Origin of the sequence: Litoribrevibacter euphylliae (assembly GCF_042646085.1) — a bacterium.
In the GTDB taxonomy this organism is placed as follows: domain Bacteria; phylum Pseudomonadota; class Gammaproteobacteria; order Pseudomonadales; family Litoribrevibacteraceae; genus Litoribrevibacter; species Litoribrevibacter euphylliae.
Genome location: NZ_JBHRSZ010000001.1, coordinates 146,810 through 169,389, shown reverse-complemented (window position 1 = coordinate 169,389; position 22,580 = coordinate 146,810). Strand labels below are relative to the sequence as shown.

The following is a 22,580-nucleotide window of genomic DNA, read 5'->3' as shown; positions in this document are numbered from 1 at the left end:
TAACAGCGAGCGTACGCTTTACATAAGTTCGTGGTACATCACACAAGATCTCAAACCTACCCTTTTCAGGCATTCAAGCATCCACTGTTTTACCTTTGCTCGACGCTAACCTATGATTCCAATGTGTTCACCAACTGCCTTAATTGCGCTCTAAAATGGCGCTCTAAGTTTTCGAACCACTCGCCTCTAGAGTCTGTATCTTGCTCATTAAGGGCTTCGAAAGCTCCAACTTACTTTTGGAAAAAGTTTTAAAGTGAGTCCATATCACGAACTTCTGATACCCCTTCCACTTATGCCACAATCATTTCAGAGTAACGCAGGGTTGCAGCCATTTAAGCGTTACCAGATCATGAATTGATGCACTCATCAACCCATTGAACTTCATAATAGGCAAAAAGCCTTATTTGGTTTTATCGGAAAATCTTTGAAAAAAGCGTTCGTCATAATGGTATCCTCCATGCGTATGTTTTCTTATTTTTAAGGTGATAAATCGGTTACAACAACTACTTCCGACACTAGTTATGTGATCGTTTAACTACGATATCTTCTGTACATTAATCAACCACCAAGAATTTGATCAGGATCAACAGAGTACTCGTATTTACCACATACAGTATGTGGTAGCTGATAAGAAAGATAACCAATGTTTTTAGGGGATGAAAATGACTAAGGCTCACTACAGTGATGTAAAAGATTGCGTTAATGACGTAATTCAACAATTAAATAAAAACATTGTATTAGGTATCCCTCTCGGTATTGGTAAACCAACGCAATTTATTAATGAGCTCTACCGACGGGCGAAAGAAGACTCATCCATCTCTTTAAAAATCATCACAGCGTTATCCCTGGAACGTCCTAAACCGGCACCGGGTTTAGAAGCCAAGTTTTTGGAGCCGGTATTTGATCGTCTATTCGATGGTTATGTGGGCCCGGATTATGTGGCAGATCTTAAAAAACAACAGATCCCTGATAACGTTCAGTTGTGCGAGTTTTTCTTTAAATCCGGCAGCATGATTAACAACGACTATGCGCAACAACACTACATTTTGAGCAACTACACGCATGTTGCGCGAGATATGATTGATCATGGCGCGAACCTATTAGCACAACAAGTATGTCGCGGAAATTACGATGGCCAGGATTACCTTTCATTAAGCAGTAACACCGACGTCACAGTAGATTTAATGCCGTTAATTCAACAAGAGCGCGCTAAAGGTAAGACCATTAAAATCGTTGCTCAAATCAATCAGAAAATGCCATTCATGTTGAACGACGCCTTAGTCAATGAAGACGACTTTGATATGGTGATTGATAACTCGGATTACTACACCACCTTGTTTGCGCCACCAAACATGCCAGTTACACCGGTGGATTTCGCCATTGGTATGCATGCCAGTGCGTTAGTGAAAGACGGCGGCACCTTGCAAATTGGTATCGGCTCTTTAGGCGATGCCATTGTCTATGCTTGCCAATTAAAAAATTCCGAAAATGCCGTGTATAAAGAAGCCCTCGCTAAATTAGGCGCCAAAAACTATCAGGCTCTGATTGATAAGATTGGTGACACTGAGCCGTTTAAAGAAGGGCTTTACGGCTCAAGTGAGATGTTTGTAAATGGCTTTTTGCATCTCATCAAGAATGGCATTGTAAAACGTAAAGTCTATGACGACTTACACATTCAACGTCTGATCAACGATGGAAAAATTAAAGAAGAACTCACACCTGAGTGTTTGGATGAACTGATTAAAGCAGGGTTCTTTGGCGATTTATTCCACGAAGAACAAGTCCTAAAAGCTAAACACTTTGGCATCTTCAACGAACGTGTGAGTTGGAAGCACGGCCAAATTTACCTAGATAATCGCACTTTGGGCGACAGCCCTCATGAACACGAAGTCGTCGATAAGCTAAAAAGCTGCGGCATAGGTAAGAAGTTAAAACACGGCATCATCATGCACGGTGGTTTCTTCCTCGGGCCAAAAGATTTCTACGATGCCCTTCATAAAATGACCATTGATGAATTAGAAGCGATTGGTATGACCAGTGTCGGCCACGTAAATCAGTTACTCATTAATGAAGATCTGGTGATTGCTCAACGCAAAGAAGCCCGCTTCATTAACACTGGGCTAATGGCCACTCTCAACGGAGCTGTGGTTTCCGATGGTCTAGAAAACGGAAAGATTGTGAGTGGTGTTGGCGGCCAATACAACTTCGTTTCTATGGCTCACGCACTGCCTTGTGCTCGTTCAATTCTCTTGATTCGCAGTACTCGAGAAAGCCAAGGAAAAGTCAGCTCCAATGTGGTTTGGAACTACGGCCACACCACCATTCCTCGTCATTTAAGAGACATTGTGATTACTGAGTATGGCGTTGCCGATCTACGTGGTAAAACCGATGTAGAGGTGATGAAAGCAATGCTTAATGTGACTGACTCCCGCTTCCAGCAAGAACTGTTGGACCAAGCAAAACAAGTTGGAAAAATTGAAGCTAGCTATGAGATTCCTGAAGCCTATCGTCAAAATACACCTGAGTTTGTAGCCAATACTATCGAACACTATCGCCAGCAAGGTTTCTTCTCTGCCTTCCCATTAGGCACCGATTTTACCGAGCAAGAATTACAAATCGGTGCGTGCCTCAAGCAATTAAAAGCCTTGCAGACTCACAAGATGGATTTGATGAAAACCTTGTTCAAAGCCTTCACTCATCACCACCAGGAAGAATCCGTTCAACCCTTCCTTGAACGAATGGCGATGACAGAGACTAAGAACCAGAAAGAAAAAATTGAGCAAAAGCTATTGATCCATCAACTGCATGAATTGGGGGTAATTTCTTAAAGCTCTAACTAAAGGTCGAATTTTAGAAAATCTAACGATAGAGGCACTTTATCGCCTCTATCCGACTACCACCTAATAACACTTGCATCTCAATCAACGTAAGCGAATAATAAGTAACCAATTACTGATGATAATTTGCTCATTAATATAACTACTAAAAAAAGCCCTCAGGATGGAATGCAAACTATCAAAAGAGCAGGAAGGCTCTATCTCTAAGCCCAGTCTTTGGTACTTGGCTGTTTATGCTATTTATGTAGCCACGGGATTTCTCGGCATTGCGTTTGTCAGCTTTCCCCCTGGCCATCTAACCGCCGTCTGGCTCCCTTCAGGCATCGCGTTTCTTGCCATTCTGTTACTCGGCCCGGTAGCCGCCTTACCAATTTTTCTGGGTTCTTTAACCATCAAATTGCCCTATTTGTACGATGACGATAAGGCCTTTTTGTCGTTACTGGTATTAACCTTGGTAGCTATCATCGAAACCGTACAACCCTGGTTGGCGCATAAGCTGTGGAATAAACACTTTCAACAACGGGGCATTTCTTCCGGCGCTGACGTTTTAACCTTTTTCTCTCGTATTGCCTTTGCATCCTGTGCCGTGACCGTCTGGTTTATCGTCGTTTTATTTATGGTTACCGGTTATTTATCACAAGAGATGATTCAACAAGAACTGATCCAGCAAGAACAAGTACTTCAAGAAATGAGCCTGTTCCAGCTGTGGTTTGAAAATACTGTGGTCATCACCATGGCTCATACGCTGGGAATTTTTTTGGTCGTCGCTCTGTATCAAAGCTATTGGTTAGTGAAACAAGACCCATGGTCAGCGAAAGAATATAAGATCGGTTTAACCGCCATTACCACCCTCTTAGTCGTATGTGCGATTTCCTTCTCTGTCACAGATCTAACATTATATCTACTGCTGCCCATCTTCCTGATTTTAATCATACATACCGGTTACGCAGGCTCTAGTGTCGCCCTTACCTTAGTCAGTATTTGGGCGATTGTCGCTACGGCAAATGGCCAAGGTCCGTTTGTTTCTGATGACACTTACATCAGCATGATTCACATAATGATGTTTGTATTATGTTTGGGGTTAACCATGCAATTCTCAGCATTAACCTTAGACAACCTCAATGCCAATAAACGAGAAATGGTCAATACCATTGAGAAACGTACTGAAGAATTAGAAAAGAAAAATCGTCAACTATTAGAGTTAGCATCAACCGATCATCTCACCGGGTTATGCAATCGACGCAGTTTTGAAAAGATCGCCAACAAAGAACTGGAACGAGCTCAGCGTTATCAAACGCCGCTCTCCATTCTTGCTCTGGATTTAGACTACTTCAAACAAATCAATGACACCCACGGTCACCCTTTTGGCGATGAAGTTCTTAAAGCATTCACCAATGTCTGTCTCGACTGTTTAAGGAAAACGGACTTAATGGCTCGTTTGGGTGGGGAAGAGTTTGCGGTGTTATTGCCCGAAACCACAGAGTATTTGGCGACCAATGTAGGAGAGAAACTGCGCATCGCCATCTCAGAAATCAACTTAACCACAGAAACCGGTGAAGTTGTCACCGTAACCTGCTCTATTGGTGTCACCACGGCTACGATGCAAGACGACAACATTGCGATGATGTTGCATCGAGCGGATGAAGCACTTTACGACGCGAAGAAGTTTGGCCGAAATAAAGTCTGTACCTACAAGCGACTCAATGATTCAAACGTAAAGCTTCCTCTTTAGAGAACATCTAAAAGAAAACTTCTTAACATGCCAAGCATCTGCTCTTACACGACATAGATTGATAATAAACACCACTTTCTATTATAGAAATCAGGCTTCTATACTTCATTTTTATCCGAGACTTAAAAGTTACTAACAAACCACTTAAGACGCATTGCGCTGGGCGTACAGCTGTGTAATGATTCGTCGTCGCTTGATCAGAGGGGAGTATTCAGTGAGGAATAAAAAAGCGCTTATCCGTAAGCTAAAGCAGGAGATGGCTAATGCGGAAAACTATGACGAATGGCAAAACGCCGCGCTTTCACTGGATCACTTGGAAGGAAACGATGAATGGAAACGCATCGATAAATCCTCTCTCTACGACTACACCTTAATCTCCCGCCGACTTGAACAACTTAGACTCTGCCATCGCACCAACGATATGGCACAGCTCACCCGTGCGCTTCGTGAAGGTCTTCATCATGACCTAGGCAACATGGGAAATCACAAGCTCTATGAAAAAAGTTACATCGGCACCAAAAAGCTCATCGAAGAATACGTTAACCAAGTATGTTACTCGCTGGATTACCTTTGCGATAACGACATCGACGCCTTACCACTGGATAAGAAGTTAGGTTTCTTTGAAGATACCTCTCTCAGTTTTGGCCGCCCGTCTTTGCTTCTTAGTGGTGGCGCAACCTTAGGTCTTTTCCACCTCGGCGTTGTCAAAGCACTTTGGGAACACAACCTACTCCCTCAAGTGATTGCGGGGTCGTCGGTAGGTTCGATCATTGCAGGCATCATTGGCACACGCACTGATGATGAGTTAGCAGAATTACTCGATCGTGATGATCACGATCTTCAAGCCTGGAAATATTTAGGCTTAAAAGGATTACTGCTTGGCCGCGGGATTTATGATGCTAAAAACCTTGAGCAATGCATTCGTAAAAACGTAGGCGATTACACCTTCCAGGAAGCTTACGAACACAGCGGGCGCAGTATTAACATTTCGGTGTCTCCTGCGGCCTCTCAAAACCAAAAGACCCGTTTACTGTGTGGTTACACCTCACCTTATGTAACTGTGTGGAGTGCCTCTTTGGCATCCTGTTCAATCCCTGGCATTTTCCCGCCGGCAACCCTGATACAAAAGAACGCAAATAACGCGCTCAGCCCGTATCTGCCATTACACCGTTGGGTGGATGGTTCGGTAAAAAGTGACTTACCGATTGAACGTCTAACGCACCTCTACGATGTAAATTACCACGTAGTCAGCCAGACCAACCCACACATTGTGCCGTTCATTCCTGAAGGCGGGCATCCACCCGATCCAAGTTGGACTAACTTGCCGTGGCGAATGATCAAGTCGGAACTGCAATATCACGGCAAAGGCGTATTTGATTTCTTACGGAAAAAAGCACCAACCGAATTGCTCCGACAAACAGCAGGTCATGCGTATACCGTAATGGCTCAACGTTACTATGGCGATGTCACCATTGCACCTAGTTATACGGTGTCCGATTACATGAAAATCACAAAGAATCCAACACAAGAAATGTTGAGACAATTCATGATTGAAGGGCAACGAGCCGCTTGGCCACAAATCAGTATGATCAAAGCCCATTCTCAAATCAGTCAAACGCTGGAACAGTGCATCAAGCGTACTAAGCGCCGTTTGAAGTTAAAGATATTTAGTTAATCCAAAAAGCTGGACAAAAACGTCTGTCCAGCGCCTCTATTTCTCTGACGTTCCCAGTGTCAAAACATGTTTCACTTGTTAACAATTTCTGACAAGAGGCTTCTGTTTTTTACACTTCTTAATTCATGAGCTGTCTATACTGGTTTCATGGATGCAATAATAATTACAGAAGATCATTCACTGACCCATCAGATCGAAAACTGGTGCGAGCACCATTATGTCTCGCTACAACAGTTTTCAACCTCTTCTTTTGCCTCCAACGAAATTACCTGCGAGTGTCTGGCTAAACGCTCGCCAGATCTTTTAATCATCGACCTTCGAGACAGCTTTCTACAAATCAGCGGCGATGAGCTAGCTAACATCCGCTCCTTGGTTTCCAACGACAATCCGCATCTCTATATTCTGTATTTTATTGATGAAATCGATCCTGAGTATTGGCTGAATGCGCATGAGTATGACTACCGTATTCTCATGCCAGCCCCCACCGGAAAGTTGGATGCCAAGCTCAACAGCATTTTGACCAACTACCGCGTCATGCATGAGCTCAAGTCGCAAGTGCTGTTGATGGAAACCCTGTTTGATCGCTCTCGCGACGGCATCGCCATTTCTGATAAGAATGGCAACTTGCTGATCACCAACCACCAGCTGAATTCTTTGTTTGGTTATCAAAATCATGGGCTGGACGGTAAGAACGTATCCGAATTATTGCCGCCACCGTACAACGAACACTTCCGCCAATATTTGTCCAAATTCAGCTCAACCCTTGAAGAATACAAACAAGGGCATAAATTTGTTGAGGAAGGCGAAGGCTTAGATATACACGGTCGTATTATCCCGGTTGAACTCTCGATCACGGAACTGCCTGGTCTGAATGAGATGCGCTATCTGGCAGTGATCCGTGATATACGACAAAAATCGGCAGATAAGCGCGCGCTTTCAAAAGCCACGCAATACGATGCCCTGACTCAGCTTCCTGGTCGCGAATTATTATTATCACGACTTACCAAACGGATAAATCAGTGGGACATCAACAAGATCAGCCAAGCACCTTGCTTACTGCTGATGAACATCAATCGTTTCAAAACCATTAACGAATCGCTAGGGCACAAGGAAGGCGATCAATTGTTAGTTGAGCTGGTACGAAGAATTCGCTTTCAGCTGTCGGAGCAAGACACCCTCTATCGTGTTGCTAACGATGAGTTTGCGGTCGTTCTCAAACAGGACATAACCGAAACCGAGATTGATTGCCTGACCGGGCAAATTCTTGATGATTTAGCCACGCCCTTCTTTGTCGGCACCTTGGATTTATACGTCTCACTGACGTTCGGCATTGCCAAAGCCAATCAGGACACCGATTCAGGCGAGCATTTACTTCAGTACGCCAGCAAAGCGCTGATGCAAGCGAAAGAAAACAGCCAGGCCATCAATTACTATGTCAGTGAGACCACCTCGTCCAACACGTATCGTCTTGAACTGGAATCGTCGTTGTTCAAAGCACTAGAGAACAACGAATTTGAGCTTTATTACCAACCGCAGGTATCGCTCAAATCAAATCAAATAATTGGAGCCGAGGCCTTGCTTCGTTGGAGTGACTCAAGACACGGTGCCATATCACCAATCGAGTTTGTTCCCATTCTTGAAGACACCGGGCTGATTGATAAAGTCGGCAGTTGGGTCATCAACAAGTCCTGTGCTTACTGGAAATTTTGGCAAGACGAAGGGCTGATTCGTGATAATCAAAAACTCTCGGTGAATGTATCCCCTTATCAATTCCGAAATACCGGATTATTAGTTTCAGTCAAAACCGCACTGGAAGAAACCGGTTTAAACCCCGAAAACCTGATATTGGAGATTACTGAAAGCACCTTATTAGCCGACGATGAGAACAATTTGGCTATTCTTAACAGCCTTAAGAGTCTCGGCGTTACGGTCGCACTAGATGATTTCGGAACCGGCTTTTCGTCGTTAAGTTACTTAACCCGCTTCCCCATCGACTACCTGAAGATTGATCGCGCCTTCCTGATTAACATTATGGAATCCACCAACGATGCCCATCTGGTCACAGCCATCATCAACATGGCTCATGGTCTGGAAATGAAAGTGATCGCAGAAGGCGTTGATAGCCTTGAAAAGCTTAACTTCCTGCAGCAAAAAGGCTGCGATAATTATCAGGGCTTTTACTTTTCACGCCCAGTGACAGGTAATGAGTTCATTCGAATACTAAATCAAACCGGCCATATGGAAGCCTGCTAAGAAGACATCGATTAGCGATTCAATTACCTCATAAACACAGTGCAAGAGCGAAAAACAAATCATCAATCAATAGTGACGAATAGCGTGATAATTCACATAAGTGAATGTTTCCGATGCTATAATTCTTTGGCTCCGTTATTTAACTAACCCTACTGCACGAGAATCATCAAATGAGTATGGATACCATCATAGGTTTGGCAGTCGTCATTGGCCTTTTTTTACTGGTTGTCTCCATGTACAACCAATTGGTTTCACTCAGAAACCGTTTCAAAAACAGCTTTGCTCAGATTGATGTGCAACTGCAACGTCGTTATGAGCTGATTCCTAATCTGGTAGAATCCTCAAAAGCCTATATGACCCACGAGCGAGAAACCTTAGCGCAAGTGATGGAAGCCCGTAACCAAGCCTCTGCTGCCAGCAAACAAGCCGCCGCTCATCCAGAAGACGCAACGGCGCTAAAAGCCTTATCAAAAGCCGAAAGTCGTTTAACCTCTATGTTAGGTGGTTTCTACGCAGTGGCTGAGAACTATCCCGACTTGAAAGCTAATGCCACCATCGCACAATTGATGGAAGAGCTGACTTCGACTGAAAACCGTGTTGCCTTTGCTCGCCAAGCGTTTAACGATGCCGTAATGACTTACAATACTTATCGCGAGCAATTCCCTAGTAACCTGGTTGCGAGTATTTTTGCGTTTAAATTTGCCGAGCTTTTGGAAATTGATGATCCTAAAAAGCGCGAAGCCGTGAAAGTCAGTTTTAATTAAATTCCCTCCCGATCTATTCCCAGGTTCCTGTTGCGTCAATGAATAAACGCGACAGGAACCTTGTGCGTTAAGGTTCTTCGATGGATTTTTTCGAACACCAAGCCAAAGCCAACACATCAAGTAAATACCTCATCATCGGTTATCTAATTGCGCTAGCCGTGCTTACGCTTGGCTTTAACCTCGCAGGCCTTCTAACCTGGGCAATGGCGACTCAGGCATTGCCCGTATTTGGAGGTGAAGCGCTTGGCAGTGAAGAGCAACACACCTTTTCCACATTAATTCACCTTTGGCTTGATACTCGTTACAGCTGGCAAGTCACGGTGTCTGTAGTTCTGTTCGTCGGGATGGTGTCCTTTGCCAACTGGTTAGGACTCCGCCAAGGCGGAGGTCAGGTCGCCAAGATGATGGGGGGCCGTCGTATACCAGCGAGTACCTACAATCACGATGAAAAACGCTTATTGAACGTCGTTGAAGAAATGGCCATCGCCGCCGGTTTGCCTGTGCCAGAAATCTTTGTCATGGACCGGGAAGATGCCATCAATGCCTTCGCGGCAGGCTATTCTCCGAACGAAGCCGCCATTTGTGTCACCCGAGGCTTGTTGATCAGCTTGAATCGGGATGAACTTCAAGGCGTTATTGGTCACGAGTTCTCACACATATTGAATGGCGACATGCGTTTAAACATACGCATCATCTCAGTGTTATCGGGCTTAGTCGCCATGGGTCAGCTTGGTCGCTGGATGATCGAATTAGCCGTTCGAGGTGGCCATGACAGCAAGGGTGGCATCCTGTTTTTACTCGTGCCTGGTTTGTTGATCTGGCTACTGGGCAGTTTGGGCGTCATCTGTAGTCGTGTAATTAAAGCGGCACTGTCTCGACAACGCGAATATCTAGCGGATGCCTCGGCGGTTCAATTCACTCGTCAAACGCAAGGCATTGCTTCTGCCCTCTACAAAATTCACACACACCGCTCTGAATCCCTATTAACTTCGCGGCATGCCGAAGATTTAAGTCATATGTGTATCGCTAAGACGTTGAACGTTCGGTTTTCTTCTCTGATGGCCACACACCCGCCCATGGAAGACCGCATCACTCGACTGGATAAAAGCTTCCTGACCAAAGCAAAAATACAATCGGTGCAAGAACGCTCAAACACACAAACCAGCATCCCTACTGATGCAGTACCAAGTGAACCAGCAACGCCTGCAACTGCTTATCAACCATTGGAAATGCATTCCTCTATCGCGGAGGGAACGCCCCCTCTTTCCAGTGATAATCTCTATGGCACGGAAATCCAACCGGAAGAAATGATCGAGTTCAGTTCACCCTTCCAACAAGCCAATGTAGATCACGCAATCGCATCCATTGGCCTGACAGATCAAACCAGCATCGAAGCAGCTCAGCATTGTCTGGCGGCACTCCCTGAGTCGATTGTGATGGGGTTGCGCCAACCTGACTACGCCTCTCTGATCCTGTTACTGCTATTGGCAAAAGCGAACTCAAATCCCAAAGCAGCCCTTGAATTACTGACTGATTCCAATTCACTTCAGTCGGATAAATCAACGGCTCAGATTGGCTTACCCAAAAGCGTCATTGAACACTATTTTTCAGAAGTAAACTCAGTCACCAATCACCCCATCTACCCACTGTTACAACTGGGTATCGCTACCTTAAAAGCAGCGTCCAAAGAGGAAAGACAGTCCCTTCTTGCCACGGCGAAAAAACTGATCCAATCAGATCGGCAAGTATCACCGCAAGAACTGTTCTTATACTTGGTGTTGTTCCGTCACTTTAATCCGAAAGCCAGCAGAAACCCCAAAGTGGAGTTTTCTTCTTTTACCCCAATTAAACAGGACCTCATTTATCTCTTCAGTTTCTTGAGTCGTTACACTGAGGAAAGTGTCCAAAACGAAGCCTTCCACCAAGCCATCAAACCATTCAACTTGGGTCAAGTATCACTTGAGAATGAAGACACTGTAGCCCACGGCAAACTGGCGGATGCCATCTTTAGAATTGAGCATCTGGCGCCGATGCTAAAACGAAGTGTACTCACGGCGGTGATCGACTTGATGAAGCACGATCACACACTCACATATGAAGAACAGGATTGGTTACGAATGTTGGCAGACTGTTGGGATTGCCCCGTGCCTTTGGCGGTAAATGGCAGCAGCGTCAGTCGCTAATCCAATTACAGAACGACTAAGCGGTAAATTGATGGTTCGACGCTTGATCCAAACAATCATCAAGGATTTGGCTTACCTCACCCAGATCATTGCAGTCCACCGCGAAACGATAGTGAATTCCCGCAATGATTGCATCATGGATACCTGCTATGGGTTGATCGACACACAGCACTTCGACTCTCATTCCCAAATTAACGACAGTATTTAACAAATTGGCTAACTGGGGGTTGTCATCGACCAAGCCGGTTAAGCCCGAGATTAGAACAAAACTGCATCGTTTTACTATGTTCGGCCAAACATGCCCTTCTTGTTCAATTTCAGCGAAGTGAATAACCTCAACGTCCTTATTTTCTAACACCGTATTTTCAAGCACTGACAATACGGGTGAATCTGAAACAAAATCTAAATAGAGAATAGTCTTCATGAATACGCAATCCTGTCGTTAATTATCCTATCGGCAGGATATAAGATCTATTTAGGGTTTCCCTTCAAATTAACGAGGTATCGACATCTCTCACGCCCATTTGAGAGATAGTCAGAAGAATAGCGCTGACAGGTCAGAATTAAGCAGGACGAATTACGTAATGGTAAATCGCAAAGAAATGGCAAACACTGCCACCGATAACAAACAGATGCCAAATGGCATGACTGAACGGCAGCTTGGGCATCATATAAAAAATGACGCCTACACTGTAAACCACACCGCCAATCATGAGTAAGGTAAAGCCTTCAGGATCAATGGAGTTAATGAAATCCTTACCACAAAAGACAGCGATCCACCCCATCAACAGGTAAGTCACCACGCGCAAGATTTTAAATCGATGACGGAAACATACCTTTAGAATAATGCCAACAGCAGCAATCCCCCAGACCAAACCAAACACCGGCCAGCCAATGGTTTCTCGCATGTTCACCAACAAAAACGGGGTATAAGAGCCGGCAATCAAAAGGTAGATTGCGCAGTGATCGAGGCTCTTCAAACGATCGCGTTTCACCGGGCAATGCACGGAATGATACACCGTGGAAGCCAAGTACAAAGCAACCAAACTAAGGCCATAAACAAAGGCACTGACGATGGCCCATACATCCTGAGCAGCAAACGCCGCAATCAATAAGAACACCAAACCAACCAAGCTGGCAACCGCACCTGCACCGTGAGTGATCGCACTCGCTAACTCTTCTTTAACGGAAATAAAGATATCTTCGGATTGAATATGATCAGGATATTGGGATGTCATTAAAAGTTCTCAGAATGAGATACGGATTCAAAAGCCCGAAAGATTCATCTCGAGCTTACCTCATAGACCATCGAATAGTACGCGAAAGTGAATCCTGAAACTAGCTACTGAAGCTGGTTGATATGAATCAACCAACGCTAGCTCCAAGCACAACTAACACAGCAGCAAAACTTACTAAGAAAGGAACGGTAGAAGAGATCATGGATTTCATAAGTATTTCCTCAAGCACGCTAAGTTATGTTCTTTAATTCAGATTTTGTGCCAGTCGCACAACACACTTTTTAAAGAATCTAAATATTATGAAGAACATAATAGTTGAGCGTTTTGATTAACTAATTGATCTGGCTCAGGGGACATGACATTCGTTAAGATTCATCCCACTTTTCAAGTGCTTGATCGTCAGAGTCTTTGGCATCCACCCACTGGCCTTCGCCATCGGCGGATTCTTTTTTCCAGAAAGGAGCGGTGGTTTTTAAGTGATCCATAATGAACCACGCCGCATTAAATGCATCCTCACGGTGCCCGGATAGAACCATAACCAAAACAATTTGGTCAGCTGGTTTTAATTCACCGACACGATGAATGATTAGCGCTTTATTGATTCTCCAGCGGCTTGCCGCAATGTCCGCTGTTTTTTGAAGCGACTTTTCCGTCATCCCCGGATAATGTTCCAAGGTCATGGATTGCTGACTGGCCTGAGTAAACTCGCGAACACGACCAACAAACATCACCTGAGCGCCATTTGTTACATCACCGTCCGTCCACCGTTGCGACAAGGCGCCCAAATCAAAATCCGCTTCTTGTACGGAAATTTCGATTTCACAGTTATGAGCACGTGTTGAATCAGACATCGTAAACTCAGACATATCAGCCCCCAGTTACCGGAGGAAAGAACGCGACTTCTGACGCGTTCTTGATCGAATCGTCATAACCCGCATGCTCTTGATCCACGGCCACCAACACACGTTGGCCTTTCAACGCCGATGTCCAAGGTTCTCCTCGCGCCATCAACAAGTCCTTTAACTGACCGGTGGTCTCGACACCTTCAGGTAAGACAAGCTCTTCTTCCGACTGACCAACGGCTTCTCTTAACCGCGCAAAATATACAACTTTCACTCAACTCACCTTGATAACGTTCATGAATAACCAGCAAACTTGTCAATAGAAGGAAGTGCCACAGCTATTCTCTAAAGCCACAGCCTCTCGTTCAGCACTACCGCCGCTCTCTAAAGTGCCGCAGCCTTTCCCTAAAGCGCTACAACCATTCTCTAAAAGGAAGAATTTTAACCTTAGCACCTGCATCAATAGCTCCTTGTTCCCGATCCAACACCATAAAACAATTGCATTCAGCTATGGACGACAACACTCCGGAACTTTGACTATTAAATGGCGTAACGTGAATTCTACCATCTTCACCCATTTCATAGTGAGCACGTTGGAAGTCCATTCGTCCGGGACGCTTCCTCACATCTTGAGTTACTCTGGCGGGTAAGAAGGCTAAAGGTTCCACTGCTTGCCCAGAAAACTGCTGAATGGCAGGTCTCGCCAACAACATAAAAGTCACAATTGCAGAGACCGGATTGCCCGGCAGTCCTAACAAATAGCCCGCCTGTTGTGACTCATCTTTAGTAAGTCGACCACAGGCAAAGGGTTTTCCTGGCTTAATCGCGACCTTCCAGAAATCAATATTGCCCAGCGCTTCCAAAACCGGTTTAACGTAATCGGCATCCCCCACCGATACACCACCCGTAGTGATCACGAAATCCGCTTTGTCAGCAGCTTCTTTAAAGGTTTTCTCAAACAACGCCTGATCGTCTTTTAACGTGCCATAGTCAATGATCTCACAACCGAGTTTTTGCAACATCGGCAACAGGAAGTAACGATTACTGTTGTAAATGGCGCCCGCAGGTAGTGCACTCCCCGGCTCAATCAGCTCATCGCCGGTAGAAATTACCGCCACAATCGGGCGTCTGAATACACAGACTTGATCAATGCCCACAGAAGCAATCAAGCCCAGATGAGACGCATCGATCTTGGTACCTTGCGAAACAATCACGCGTCCTTCTTTGATATCGTTACCCACAGGACGAATGTTCTCAGCCACCCGGTGATCATCCACACCATTGGCACTGTTTAGGGAGATCACATCACCATCGCGATTGATATCTTCTTGCATGATCACAGTATCCGCACCATCAGGCACTTCAGCACCGGTCATGATACGAACCGCTTCGCCCGGATTAACCGTTAATTCAGAAGCATCGCCCGCCAGACGAGTCGCAACAACCTGCCATTGGCCTTGGGCATTTGCGCCCTGAAGACGCAACGCGTAACCATCCATCGCGGAATTGTCTTTTGGAGGCACGTTGATTGGAGAGCACAGATCTTCGGCCAGTACACGGCCAACGGCATCGAATAAGCTAACGTTCTCGGTTGCGTTTTGTGCAGTTGCAACGCTTCCAACATCACTCAATAACTGTGCTAATGCTTCATCGTACGGCCGCATTGATTATCTCCTTGATTCTGAAGGTACTAGGCTCTAATTATCAGCGACTATACACCAAAGCAGACTGCAATAAAGCGCAATTCGCCAGAGCCTTGATCTGAGGCAGAATCAGCAGTTCCATAATGTATGGAGGGAAGGATAAAAAAGAGCACAAGTACCCTTAGGGAATCAAGGGACAAACAGGTACTTGCGCTTAAGGCAGCTCACAAGGAAGAGCCAGGAGACGAAGGTAAAAGGATCTTATCCAGAGGTTCCTAATAAAACTTATCGTATTGGCGCGATAAAACGGCTCTCGACGGTTTCTCTTTGATCTGGACTTTCTATTTCCCAAACCACAAACTCAATCGGAGTCACACGCTGAGATAAATGCTCAGGACGAACGGTAATTGCCATTGGTAATTGACTAATTTCACCTGGCATCAACTCAAGTGTGGTCACACCTTCCAGTGATTCGACATCAACACCTTCAACCGATAGCTGATAGGCCTTGGTTTCTTGAGTTTTGTTCATCACACGCAGGTTATAGCTGTTGATGATATCGCCGCGGTAATTCTCACGGAATAAGTTGGCGCCACGACCACGATCCACTTCCAAATCGACGGTGGATAATGTCATCACACCATATAACAAGGCACCAACAAACACCGACATCACTGCCGTATACCCCAACAAACGACCGTGAATTTTTGAAGGCTCTTTATGCTTGAGAGCATGTTCACTGGTGTAGCGAATTAGACCTCGATCAAAGCCTAACTTATCCATCACAGTGTTACAGGCATCGATACACTTACCACAACTGATGCATTCGTATTGAAGACCTTGACGAATATCGATACCAGTCGGGCATACCTGAACACACAAAGTACAGTCCACACAGTCACCGGGCTTCTGATCGGCACTTTGAACATGTTTACGCTTGGCAGATCTCGGCTCACCACGCTCAACATCGTAAGTTACAACCTGGGTATCTTTATCAAACATAACGGATTGGAAACGCGCATACGGGCACATATAAATACACACTTGCTCACGTAACCAGCCGGCATTCAAGTAAGTAAGCGCTGACAAAATAAATACCCAGCTGGTCGCCCCCCAAGACGCTTCAAAGGTAAATAGATCTACAGTGAGTTCACGTATCGGTGTGAAATAGCCAACAAAAGTTAATGCAGTGATAAAAGCTACAGCCACCCAAGAGAGGTGCTTGATGAGCTTCAAAAACACTTTATGACCGGAGATATCCGCCTTATCCAGTTTTCGTCGGGCATTACGATCGCCCTCAATCTGGGCTTCCAGCCACATGAATACCCATGACCACGTACTCTGCGGACAGGCATAACCACACCACACCCGCCCCGCAAACGCCGTTACGGCAAATAATCCAAAGGCACTGATCATCAAGGTAAAAGAAAGAAGATAAAGATCTTGTGGCCACATGGTCAGGCCAAAGATTAAAAATTGGCGATTGGTTAAATCCCAAAGTACCGCCTGATGCCCATCCCACTGCATCCACGCACAACCAAAGAAAGCTAAGAAGCCAAGTCCCGCCACCAGCTTTCGTATCTTGCTGTGAAAACCATCCGTAGCTTTAACCTGAATCTTCTCGCGGGCGATGACATTATCATCGGGGTTGAAGTGGTTAACGTCCTTGTGATCCGACTCAATTTGCACAAGTTCGATTTTGTTGGTCATTATTCGTCTCTCTCATCATTTTCTAATAGAGCCCAGAGGCTCACTATTGAAAATGCAGTAGACGTACCAACTTAAGAAAAATATTTATTTCTTATATTTCAATAAGTTATAGAAACAATCAAAAATATAGAGCGATATATGGTCACGGTATTTCGTGATGACGACATATAACCACAAACATTATCGGGCTATTCCAAGCTTTTTCATCTTAGAACGCAGCGTACTAGGCGGTAGATCCAGGACATCTGCCGCGCCTTTCTTACCTGAAATAACCCAATCGGTAGACTCCAAAACACGCAAAATATGCTGCCGTTCGGCGTCGGCAAGTGTCTTAAGTTCACTCACAGAACTGATAGTGCCAGTTTGAAGCGCTGACAATGAGTCAAGATCACTCATTTGAGCATCACTTGCTGTTATACCAAAGCCTGTCGGCTCAAACCCTGTCGGCTCGAACCCTGTCACTTCCAACCAAGGTGACTGAGTCACAATGGCGGCACGCTCTAGTAAGTTGTTAAGCTCGCGAATATTGCCAGGCCAACGATAACTGGAAAAACGCTGCATGGTTTGATCCGACACGCCAAACAGCTGTTTCCCTAACTGTTTTTCCAACTTATTCAAGCGATGACGAACCAAAGCGGGCAGATCTTCCTTTCTATCACGCAATGGCGGAATCACCATAGGAAAGACATTCAAGCGGTAATACAAGTCCGTCCGAAAGCTGCCTTCATCCACCATACGCCTAAGATCACGATTGGTTGCCGCAATCACTCGAACATCTACGGGAATTGGCGCCGTGCCACCCACCCGTTCAAATTCGCCTTCTTGAAGCACCCTTAACAGCTTCACCTGAACATCGAGCGGTAACTCGCCCACTTCGTCCAAAAACAACGTTCCACCATTGGCTAATTCAAATCGACCAATATGACGTTTAATTGCACCAGTAAAAGCGCCCTTTTCATGCCCGAAAAGCTCACTTTCCACCAGGTTGGAAGGAATAGCGCCACAGTTAACCTTAACCATGGGTTTATCTTTACGATGACTGGCCTGATAGATGGCATGTGCAATCATCTCTTTACCGGTGCCGCTCTCGCCTTGCACCAGAACCGTCGCATCCGTTTTGGCCACCTGCTCAACCTGAGTTTGGATCATCCGAAATGCGGGGCTATCGCCAATCAGCTCTTGAAGCTCCAGTTCGTCTTCAATTTCGTCTTTAAGGTAACGATTTTCCGCTTCCAGTTTTTCCGTCAGCGTCTGAACTTGATCAAACGCCTGTTGCAGCTTTTGTTCCGCCAACTTGCGTTCAGAAATATCCTGAAATACCACAACGGCACCGACTAATTCGCCGTTTTTGAAAATGGGGGTACTGGAATATTCCACAGGAAAACTGGAGCCATCTTTTCGCCAAAACAGCTCGTAACCAATCTTATGTTCAACACCGGTTTGAGCCGTCTTAAAGATGGGACATTCAGATTGAGGATAAGAACTGCCATCCGACTTGGTGTGATGGTGATAGGAATGAATCGGTTTACCGATGGTTTCTTCAGCGGTCCACCCCGTTAAGCGCTCAGCAGCAGGGTTAATAAAGGTCGCAACCCCATTACAATCAAGCCCATAAACACCTTCATTCATAGAACGAAGAATGAGCTCATAACGCTGAACGTATTCATTAATTGGCGTAGTCACTGCTGGCCTCAATCCTTACTGCACTGATTTGGTTCAAGATTATGACCCGATCCAAGACTATTGAGAAGGGCAATCCGTGATAGGAAGGGGTTTTAGTATGCGCTGATAAACACGTACGTTGGCTGGAATATCCAATTGAATAGGTTCATGGGTTCGAATATCCCACCGTGCGTTCAAGCCAAGCACCGTGGTGTATTGAGCATCGTGTTGACGCTGAATAGTCACTCGTTGTTCTGTCTGCTCATCACGAACCATTTGGTAATCAATGCAAGGCTCATCTTGTTTACGCTCTCGCAAACGCTGATCAACAAAGGTGCCAATGGTGAACCAGTCTGTGGAGTCCGATGCAAAGTAAGTGATTACCAACCGACCTTTGGAATCGGTTTTTTCCTGATACCCCAACTTACCATCGTAAGGCTGATAAACTGTTCCAGCACACCCTTGAAGCAACAAAAATAAAGCACCCAAGAGAAAAGGAAGACGTTTACTGTACATTGACTGACCTCGTTTCGCTTTCACCTTGAACACTCCTTCCTCACTCTATCTCAGTGTAGATTATTCCTGATACCAGCGATTTTCTTTATCCAATCGAATGATCGGCTGACTTAGCCAATAGAATCGGCCCGACCACTGGGATGGCAGCGTGCAATTAAAACGAGATCGACCCACTGGCGGGGCTTTTACGGTTTCCACCAGAAAGCCGTGATATTCATGTTCTTTGCCCACAAGCGCCAAAGGCACTCTTCCCTGCCCTGATGCGTAACAAGTAATCTGTTTCGCCTGAGTGTCCGACAGCATTGTCTCAAAATACACCGCAGGTTTAGTTTCATTATGCAGATACAGCCAGTCCTTCCGCTTCATGGGCGGAAGCTCATCCAACACATGATTATCAGGCAAGGTGTCGATCGACAACTCAAGGCCAAGCTTCACATCATTTACGGGCAAAGCCAGTGCATTTACCTTAGTCACGAAATCATCCAACGAAGTGTAGTAACCACCGAACGGAAACCTGGGAATCGCTTGTAGATCGGACATCACCCCTACTGCGCCAGAATGTTGCGCAAACCCAACATACCCCATTCGTTTCAACAACGCCTGAATTTGAGGGTTATATTCACCAAACGGATACGCCAGCGCCTTATGAGACTGCCCCAGCTCTTGCTCTATTTTGCTTTCCGCCGATTGAATTTCAGCTTTGATACGACTCAGCCATGCTTTATCCGTTTCACCGTCCAACTTACGAATCATGTGTAAATGGCTACTGGTATGATTGGCGAACTCCACACCCTGTTCGGCCATGGCTTTCATTTGAGACCAAGTCATCGAATGACGTAACTTTTGATCCACCGCTTCGGTGTTTACAAACACAGAGAAAGGAAAGTTTCGTTCTTTAAGTAAAGGCCAGGCAACATCATGAATCGAAGTATAGGCATCATCAAACGTAATTACGGCGGTCTTCTGCGAAGTGAGCTGACCTTTCTTCATACGCTCTAAAAACGCACTAAGAGAAATCACATCAAACTTCTGCTGCACCAAATAATCAAGATGCGCTTCAAATTCGTCGGGCTTGATGGAAGTTAGAAACGGCGTCTCTTCGCTGACATGATGATATTGCAACACTGCTATCGCTCGATCATCTTGCTCAAACGCCTTAACGATGGAGTACGTCATTGCCCAGAAAACGGCAACCAGCAAACACTGAGACAGTCTTAAAACAACCTTATTAACCAAACGACGATTAATGCCCTGCTTCATCGCTTTTTATTAGCTCCAAACATCGAAATTAAAGATCCGGGGAAACTTTGAATAAACCCCTAGGCTGTGACAGCGTTTTACTGCAAAAGTTGTCTCAAAGCCATGAATAGTTATTATTTTTCTGCGAAGGATCAACTTACGAATACAAAAACCGGAAACATAAAAACCGAGATATAAACTCTAAGTTTTGAATCTATTGCTCAACTTACAGGCATAAAATACCGAAATATAACATCCGGATTTTTGAGTCTGGTTGCGGGTCCTTCAGACCGAGAGCCACTTCTTTTTGTAAAGAGCGAACCGACGACCTTCGGCCTTACCCGTTTCAAACCCTGCCATAACTTACAGGCATAAAAAAACCGAGATATAAAATCTCGGTTTTTGAATCTGGTTGCGGGGGCCGGATTTGAACCGACGACCTTCGGGTTATGAGCCCGACGAGCTACCAGGCTGCTCCACCCCGCGTCATTGTGGGGCGCATTATATGGAGGTCCCCTAACCCTGTCAAACCTTTTTTACTTAGAATCTGATTTTTTTCGTTCTGCGTCTTTATTTAGTACAGCTTCTGGGGAATCTGGATCAAGGATGGTGTCTTCAACATTCTCCTGTTGCGCCACAAAGTGAAGCGCCATTTCAAACGAAGAACGAGTGAATTTAAGGACTTCAGCAAAGCCTTCGTCACTTAGCTTTCGAGCCGCATCATGACCACGCATGATATTAATAAACTGTCGTTCACGTTCGTACTGCGTAGTCACTCGGGCTGGGCCCCAGGTTTCAAGGAGTTTCCAAACTTCCGGGTTGTATGCGCGAACATACTTCAACACAAAAGGAACCGGGTCATGTCGAGCCAACAGTGCCGACAATCTAAGAATCAATTCAAAGGATAGCGTCGCCGTACCGTTTTCCACCGCTTCAACCAATCCCTTATCCGACAAATCCAACGCTTCGGCCAACTCATCTCGAGTGAGACCGGCCACTTCTCGCATATCTCGAAGCGACTCGCCGGCATCAGCAATCAAACGTAAATTTTCAGGCGACTGAACAAAGTTGGATGCTTTACTTAGGGTCGTAACGCCTGTCTTCCACGCCATTCTCAAAGCATCTTCTGCAACACGACGCACAAACGAAGAGCGCCCTGACGTTTCTGTACTGCCATTACTGTCAGACTTGTGAGACTTACCCTGGCGAAACGGATTATCTTCCGAGTAGGTTTTAGTCGTTTGGCTATCGGCTTTTGAAGCCTTTTGCGTACTTGATGCTTTATCGGAAGCCGATGTCTTGTGCTTATTATCCGGCGATTTATTCTTATTATCCGGCCCCTTCTTAGGCGAATCGGTCATGCTCGAAATCCTTTCTAGTTAGTCGGGAACCTCTGAATAATATGCCATGAGTATGAAAACACAAAGACACAAGACTCAGAATTTACTGAAAACACCTTATCCATCAACAACCTGTCGTAAAATCGCAACGTGCAGATCATCAAAAATTGAACTCTCAAGCCACAAATATTGTCAGAAATCTCAAAATAGCCTTTCCCTAGTACGGGATTGAACTAGGATTCCATGACATCAAGCTCTATAATCAGCGCTTAATTTTTTAACCATACAACTCACCCATATTTAGGAACAGAATATGAGCTACAACAACATTCCTGCGGGCAAAGACGCACCGAATGACGTGTTCGTTGCAATTGAAATCCCAGCGAACCACGCGCCAATCAAATACGAAATCGAAAAAGACTACGATGCGTTGATGGTTGACCGTTTCATGGCGACACCAATGTTCTACCCAGCGAACTATGGTTACATCCCTCAAACGCTAGCAGACGATGGCGATGCGTTGGACGTACTTGTTGTAACGCCATACCCAGTAGCTCCGGGTTCTGTAATCCGTTGTCGTCCTGTGGGTGTTTTGAACATGACTGACGAAGCTGGTGAAGACGCTAAGCTGGTTGCTGTTCCACACACCAAACTAACTAAGATGTACGACGACGTTCAAGACATCGAAGATCTTCCTAAATTGCTTCGTGACCAAATCGCACACTTCTTCGAGAACTACAAAGATCTAGAAGAAGGTAAGTGGGTTAAGGTTGAAGGTTGGGAAGGTGCAGAGGCTGCTAAGAAAGCAATCGTTGAATCTATCGAAGCTTACAACAAAGCTGAAGGTTAATATTGAGTTTTACTTGGTATTGATCGAAAAAAACCGCCCTTGTGGCGGTTTTTTATTGGCTTCGAACACACTATCAACTGGAAAGACGTTACATCC

Annotated in this window: 17 protein-coding genes and 1 tRNA gene; 7 read left to right on the top strand and 11 right to left on the bottom strand. The window is 45.3% G+C overall.

What is annotated here, in order from left to right; translation table 11 throughout:
* The first annotated feature begins 662 nt into the window (after window positions 1-662).
* The 6 genes from ACFOEK_RS00630 to ACFOEK_RS00605 all read left to right on the top strand — a co-directional run bounded on the left by ACFOEK_RS00630 (window position 663) and on the right by ACFOEK_RS00605 (window position 11,444).
* The gene (locus tag ACFOEK_RS00630) at window positions 663-2,828 is read left to right on the top strand and encodes an acetyl-CoA hydrolase/transferase C-terminal domain-containing protein (RefSeq protein WP_386714610.1); all 2,166 of its coding nucleotides are present in this window, start codon (window positions 663-665) and stop codon (window positions 2,826-2,828) included.
* Between the two features lie 172 nt (window positions 2,829-3,000).
* Complete coding sequence (locus ACFOEK_RS00625) at window positions 3,001-4,569, top strand: sensor domain-containing diguanylate cyclase (RefSeq protein WP_386714607.1); 1,569 nt, start codon at window positions 3,001-3,003, stop codon at window positions 4,567-4,569.
* Window positions 4,570-4,783: 214 nt separating this feature from the next.
* Entirely contained in the window at window positions 4,784-6,244 is a 1,461-nt protein-coding gene (locus ACFOEK_RS00620) for a DUF3336 domain-containing protein (RefSeq protein WP_386714605.1), read from the top strand.
* 147 nt (window positions 6,245-6,391) lie between these two features.
* Window positions 6,392-8,497, top strand: a complete 2,106-nt coding sequence (locus ACFOEK_RS00615) for a putative bifunctional diguanylate cyclase/phosphodiesterase (RefSeq protein ID WP_386714602.1) — start codon at window positions 6,392-6,394, stop codon at window positions 8,495-8,497.
* A 176-nt stretch (window positions 8,498-8,673) separates the two neighbouring features.
* Complete coding sequence (locus ACFOEK_RS00610) at window positions 8,674-9,261, top strand: LemA family protein (RefSeq protein WP_386715255.1); 588 nt, start codon at window positions 8,674-8,676, stop codon at window positions 9,259-9,261.
* A gap of 80 nt (window positions 9,262-9,341) precedes the next feature.
* The gene (locus ACFOEK_RS00605; protein ID WP_386714599.1) at window positions 9,342-11,444 is read left to right on the top strand and encodes a M48 family metallopeptidase; all 2,103 of its coding nucleotides are present in this window, start codon (window positions 9,342-9,344) and stop codon (window positions 11,442-11,444) included.
* 16 nt (window positions 11,445-11,460) lie between these two features.
* Here the strand turns inward: ACFOEK_RS00605 and ACFOEK_RS00600 are convergent, their stop codons facing one another.
* From ACFOEK_RS00600 to ACFOEK_RS00550, 11 genes are all read right to left on the bottom strand, one after another.
* Window positions 11,461-11,868, bottom strand: a complete 408-nt coding sequence (locus tag ACFOEK_RS00600) for a hypothetical protein (protein ID WP_386714596.1) — start codon at window positions 11,866-11,868, stop codon at window positions 11,461-11,463.
* Between the two features lie 139 nt (window positions 11,869-12,007).
* Window positions 12,008-12,682 carry a PAQR family membrane homeostasis protein TrhA gene (gene trhA, locus ACFOEK_RS00595; RefSeq protein ID WP_386714593.1) on the bottom strand — a complete coding sequence of 225 codons (675 nt, stop codon included), beginning with the start codon at window positions 12,680-12,682 and terminating at the stop codon, window positions 12,008-12,010.
* A gap of 365 nt (window positions 12,683-13,047) precedes the next feature.
* The gene (locus tag ACFOEK_RS00590) at window positions 13,048-13,548 is read right to left on the bottom strand and encodes a molybdenum cofactor biosynthesis protein MoaE (RefSeq protein WP_386714590.1); all 501 of its coding nucleotides are present in this window, start codon (window positions 13,546-13,548) and stop codon (window positions 13,048-13,050) included.
* A gap of 1 nt (window position 13,549) precedes the next feature.
* Window positions 13,550-13,798, bottom strand: coding sequence for a molybdopterin converting factor subunit 1 (moaD, locus tag ACFOEK_RS00585; protein WP_386714587.1), 249 nt, complete (start codon window positions 13,796-13,798; stop codon window positions 13,550-13,552).
* Between the two features lie 139 nt (window positions 13,799-13,937).
* Complete coding sequence (gene moeA, locus ACFOEK_RS00580; RefSeq protein WP_386714584.1) at window positions 13,938-15,188, bottom strand: molybdopterin molybdotransferase MoeA; 1,251 nt, start codon at window positions 15,186-15,188, stop codon at window positions 13,938-13,940.
* Between the two features lie 264 nt (window positions 15,189-15,452).
* Window positions 15,453-16,877 carry a cytochrome c oxidase accessory protein CcoG gene (gene ccoG / locus ACFOEK_RS00575; RefSeq protein WP_386714580.1) on the bottom strand — a complete coding sequence of 475 codons (1,425 nt, stop codon included), beginning with the start codon at window positions 16,875-16,877 and terminating at the stop codon, window positions 15,453-15,455.
* Window positions 16,878-17,057: 180 nt separating this feature from the next.
* Window positions 17,058-18,560 carry a sigma-54 interaction domain-containing protein gene (locus ACFOEK_RS00570; protein ID WP_386714577.1) on the bottom strand — a complete coding sequence of 501 codons (1,503 nt, stop codon included), beginning with the start codon at window positions 18,558-18,560 and terminating at the stop codon, window positions 17,058-17,060.
* A 57-nt stretch (window positions 18,561-18,617) separates the two neighbouring features.
* Window positions 18,618-19,079 carry a hypothetical protein gene (locus ACFOEK_RS00565; protein WP_386714574.1) on the bottom strand — a complete coding sequence of 154 codons (462 nt, stop codon included), beginning with the start codon at window positions 19,077-19,079 and terminating at the stop codon, window positions 18,618-18,620.
* Between the two features lie 36 nt (window positions 19,080-19,115).
* Window positions 19,116-20,315: a polysaccharide deacetylase family protein gene (locus tag ACFOEK_RS00560; protein WP_386714571.1), complete on the bottom strand. Its 1,200-nt coding sequence runs from the start codon at window positions 20,313-20,315 to the stop codon at window positions 19,116-19,118.
* 388 nt (window positions 20,316-20,703) lie between these two features.
* Window positions 20,704-20,780, bottom strand: a tRNA-Met gene (locus tag ACFOEK_RS00555).
* Between the two features lie 50 nt (window positions 20,781-20,830).
* The gene (locus ACFOEK_RS00550) at window positions 20,831-21,655 is read right to left on the bottom strand and encodes a helix-turn-helix domain-containing protein (RefSeq protein ID WP_386714568.1); all 825 of its coding nucleotides are present in this window, start codon (window positions 21,653-21,655) and stop codon (window positions 20,831-20,833) included.
* A 292-nt stretch (window positions 21,656-21,947) separates the two neighbouring features.
* On the opposite strand from ACFOEK_RS00550, the gene ppa reads away from it, so the two are divergent.
* Window positions 21,948-22,484 (top strand): inorganic diphosphatase, encoded by a 537-nt coding sequence (gene ppa / locus ACFOEK_RS00545; protein WP_386714565.1) that lies wholly within the window; start codon window positions 21,948-21,950, stop codon window positions 22,482-22,484.
* Window positions 22,485-22,580: the final 96 nt, after the last annotated feature.

Coding starts and splice junctions, on each gene's coding strand:
- ACFOEK_RS00610 (WP_386715255.1), top strand. CDS start 8,674: ATGGATACCATCATAGGTTTGGCAGTCGTCATTGGCCTTTTTTTACTG.
- ppa (WP_386714565.1), top strand. CDS start 21,948: ATGAGCTACAACAACATTCCTGCGGGCAAAGACGCACCGAATGACGTG.
- moeA (WP_386714584.1), bottom strand. CDS start 15,188: ATGCGGCCGTACGATGAAGCATTAGCACAGTTATTGAGTGATGTTGGA.
- ACFOEK_RS00560 (WP_386714571.1), bottom strand. CDS start 20,315: ATGAAGCAGGGCATTAATCGTCGTTTGGTTAATAAGGTTGTTTTAAGA.
- ACFOEK_RS00600 (WP_386714596.1), bottom strand. CDS start 11,868: ATGAAGACTATTCTCTATTTAGATTTTGTTTCAGATTCACCCGTATTG.
- ACFOEK_RS00625 (WP_386714607.1), top strand. CDS start 3,001: ATGGAATGCAAACTATCAAAAGAGCAGGAAGGCTCTATCTCTAAGCCC.
- trhA (WP_386714593.1), bottom strand. CDS start 12,682: ATGACATCCCAATATCCTGATCATATTCAATCCGAAGATATCTTTATT.
- ACFOEK_RS00615 (WP_386714602.1), top strand. CDS start 6,392: ATGGATGCAATAATAATTACAGAAGATCATTCACTGACCCATCAGATC.
- ACFOEK_RS00630 (WP_386714610.1), top strand. CDS start 663: ATGACTAAGGCTCACTACAGTGATGTAAAAGATTGCGTTAATGACGTA.
- ACFOEK_RS00550 (WP_386714568.1), bottom strand. CDS start 21,655: ATGACCGATTCGCCTAAGAAGGGGCCGGATAATAAGAATAAATCGCCG.
- ccoG (WP_386714580.1), bottom strand. CDS start 16,877: ATGACCAACAAAATCGAACTTGTGCAAATTGAGTCGGATCACAAGGAC.
- ACFOEK_RS00590 (WP_386714590.1), bottom strand. CDS start 13,548: ATGTCTGAGTTTACGATGTCTGATTCAACACGTGCTCATAACTGTGAA.
- ACFOEK_RS00605 (WP_386714599.1), top strand. CDS start 9,342: ATGGATTTTTTCGAACACCAAGCCAAAGCCAACACATCAAGTAAATAC.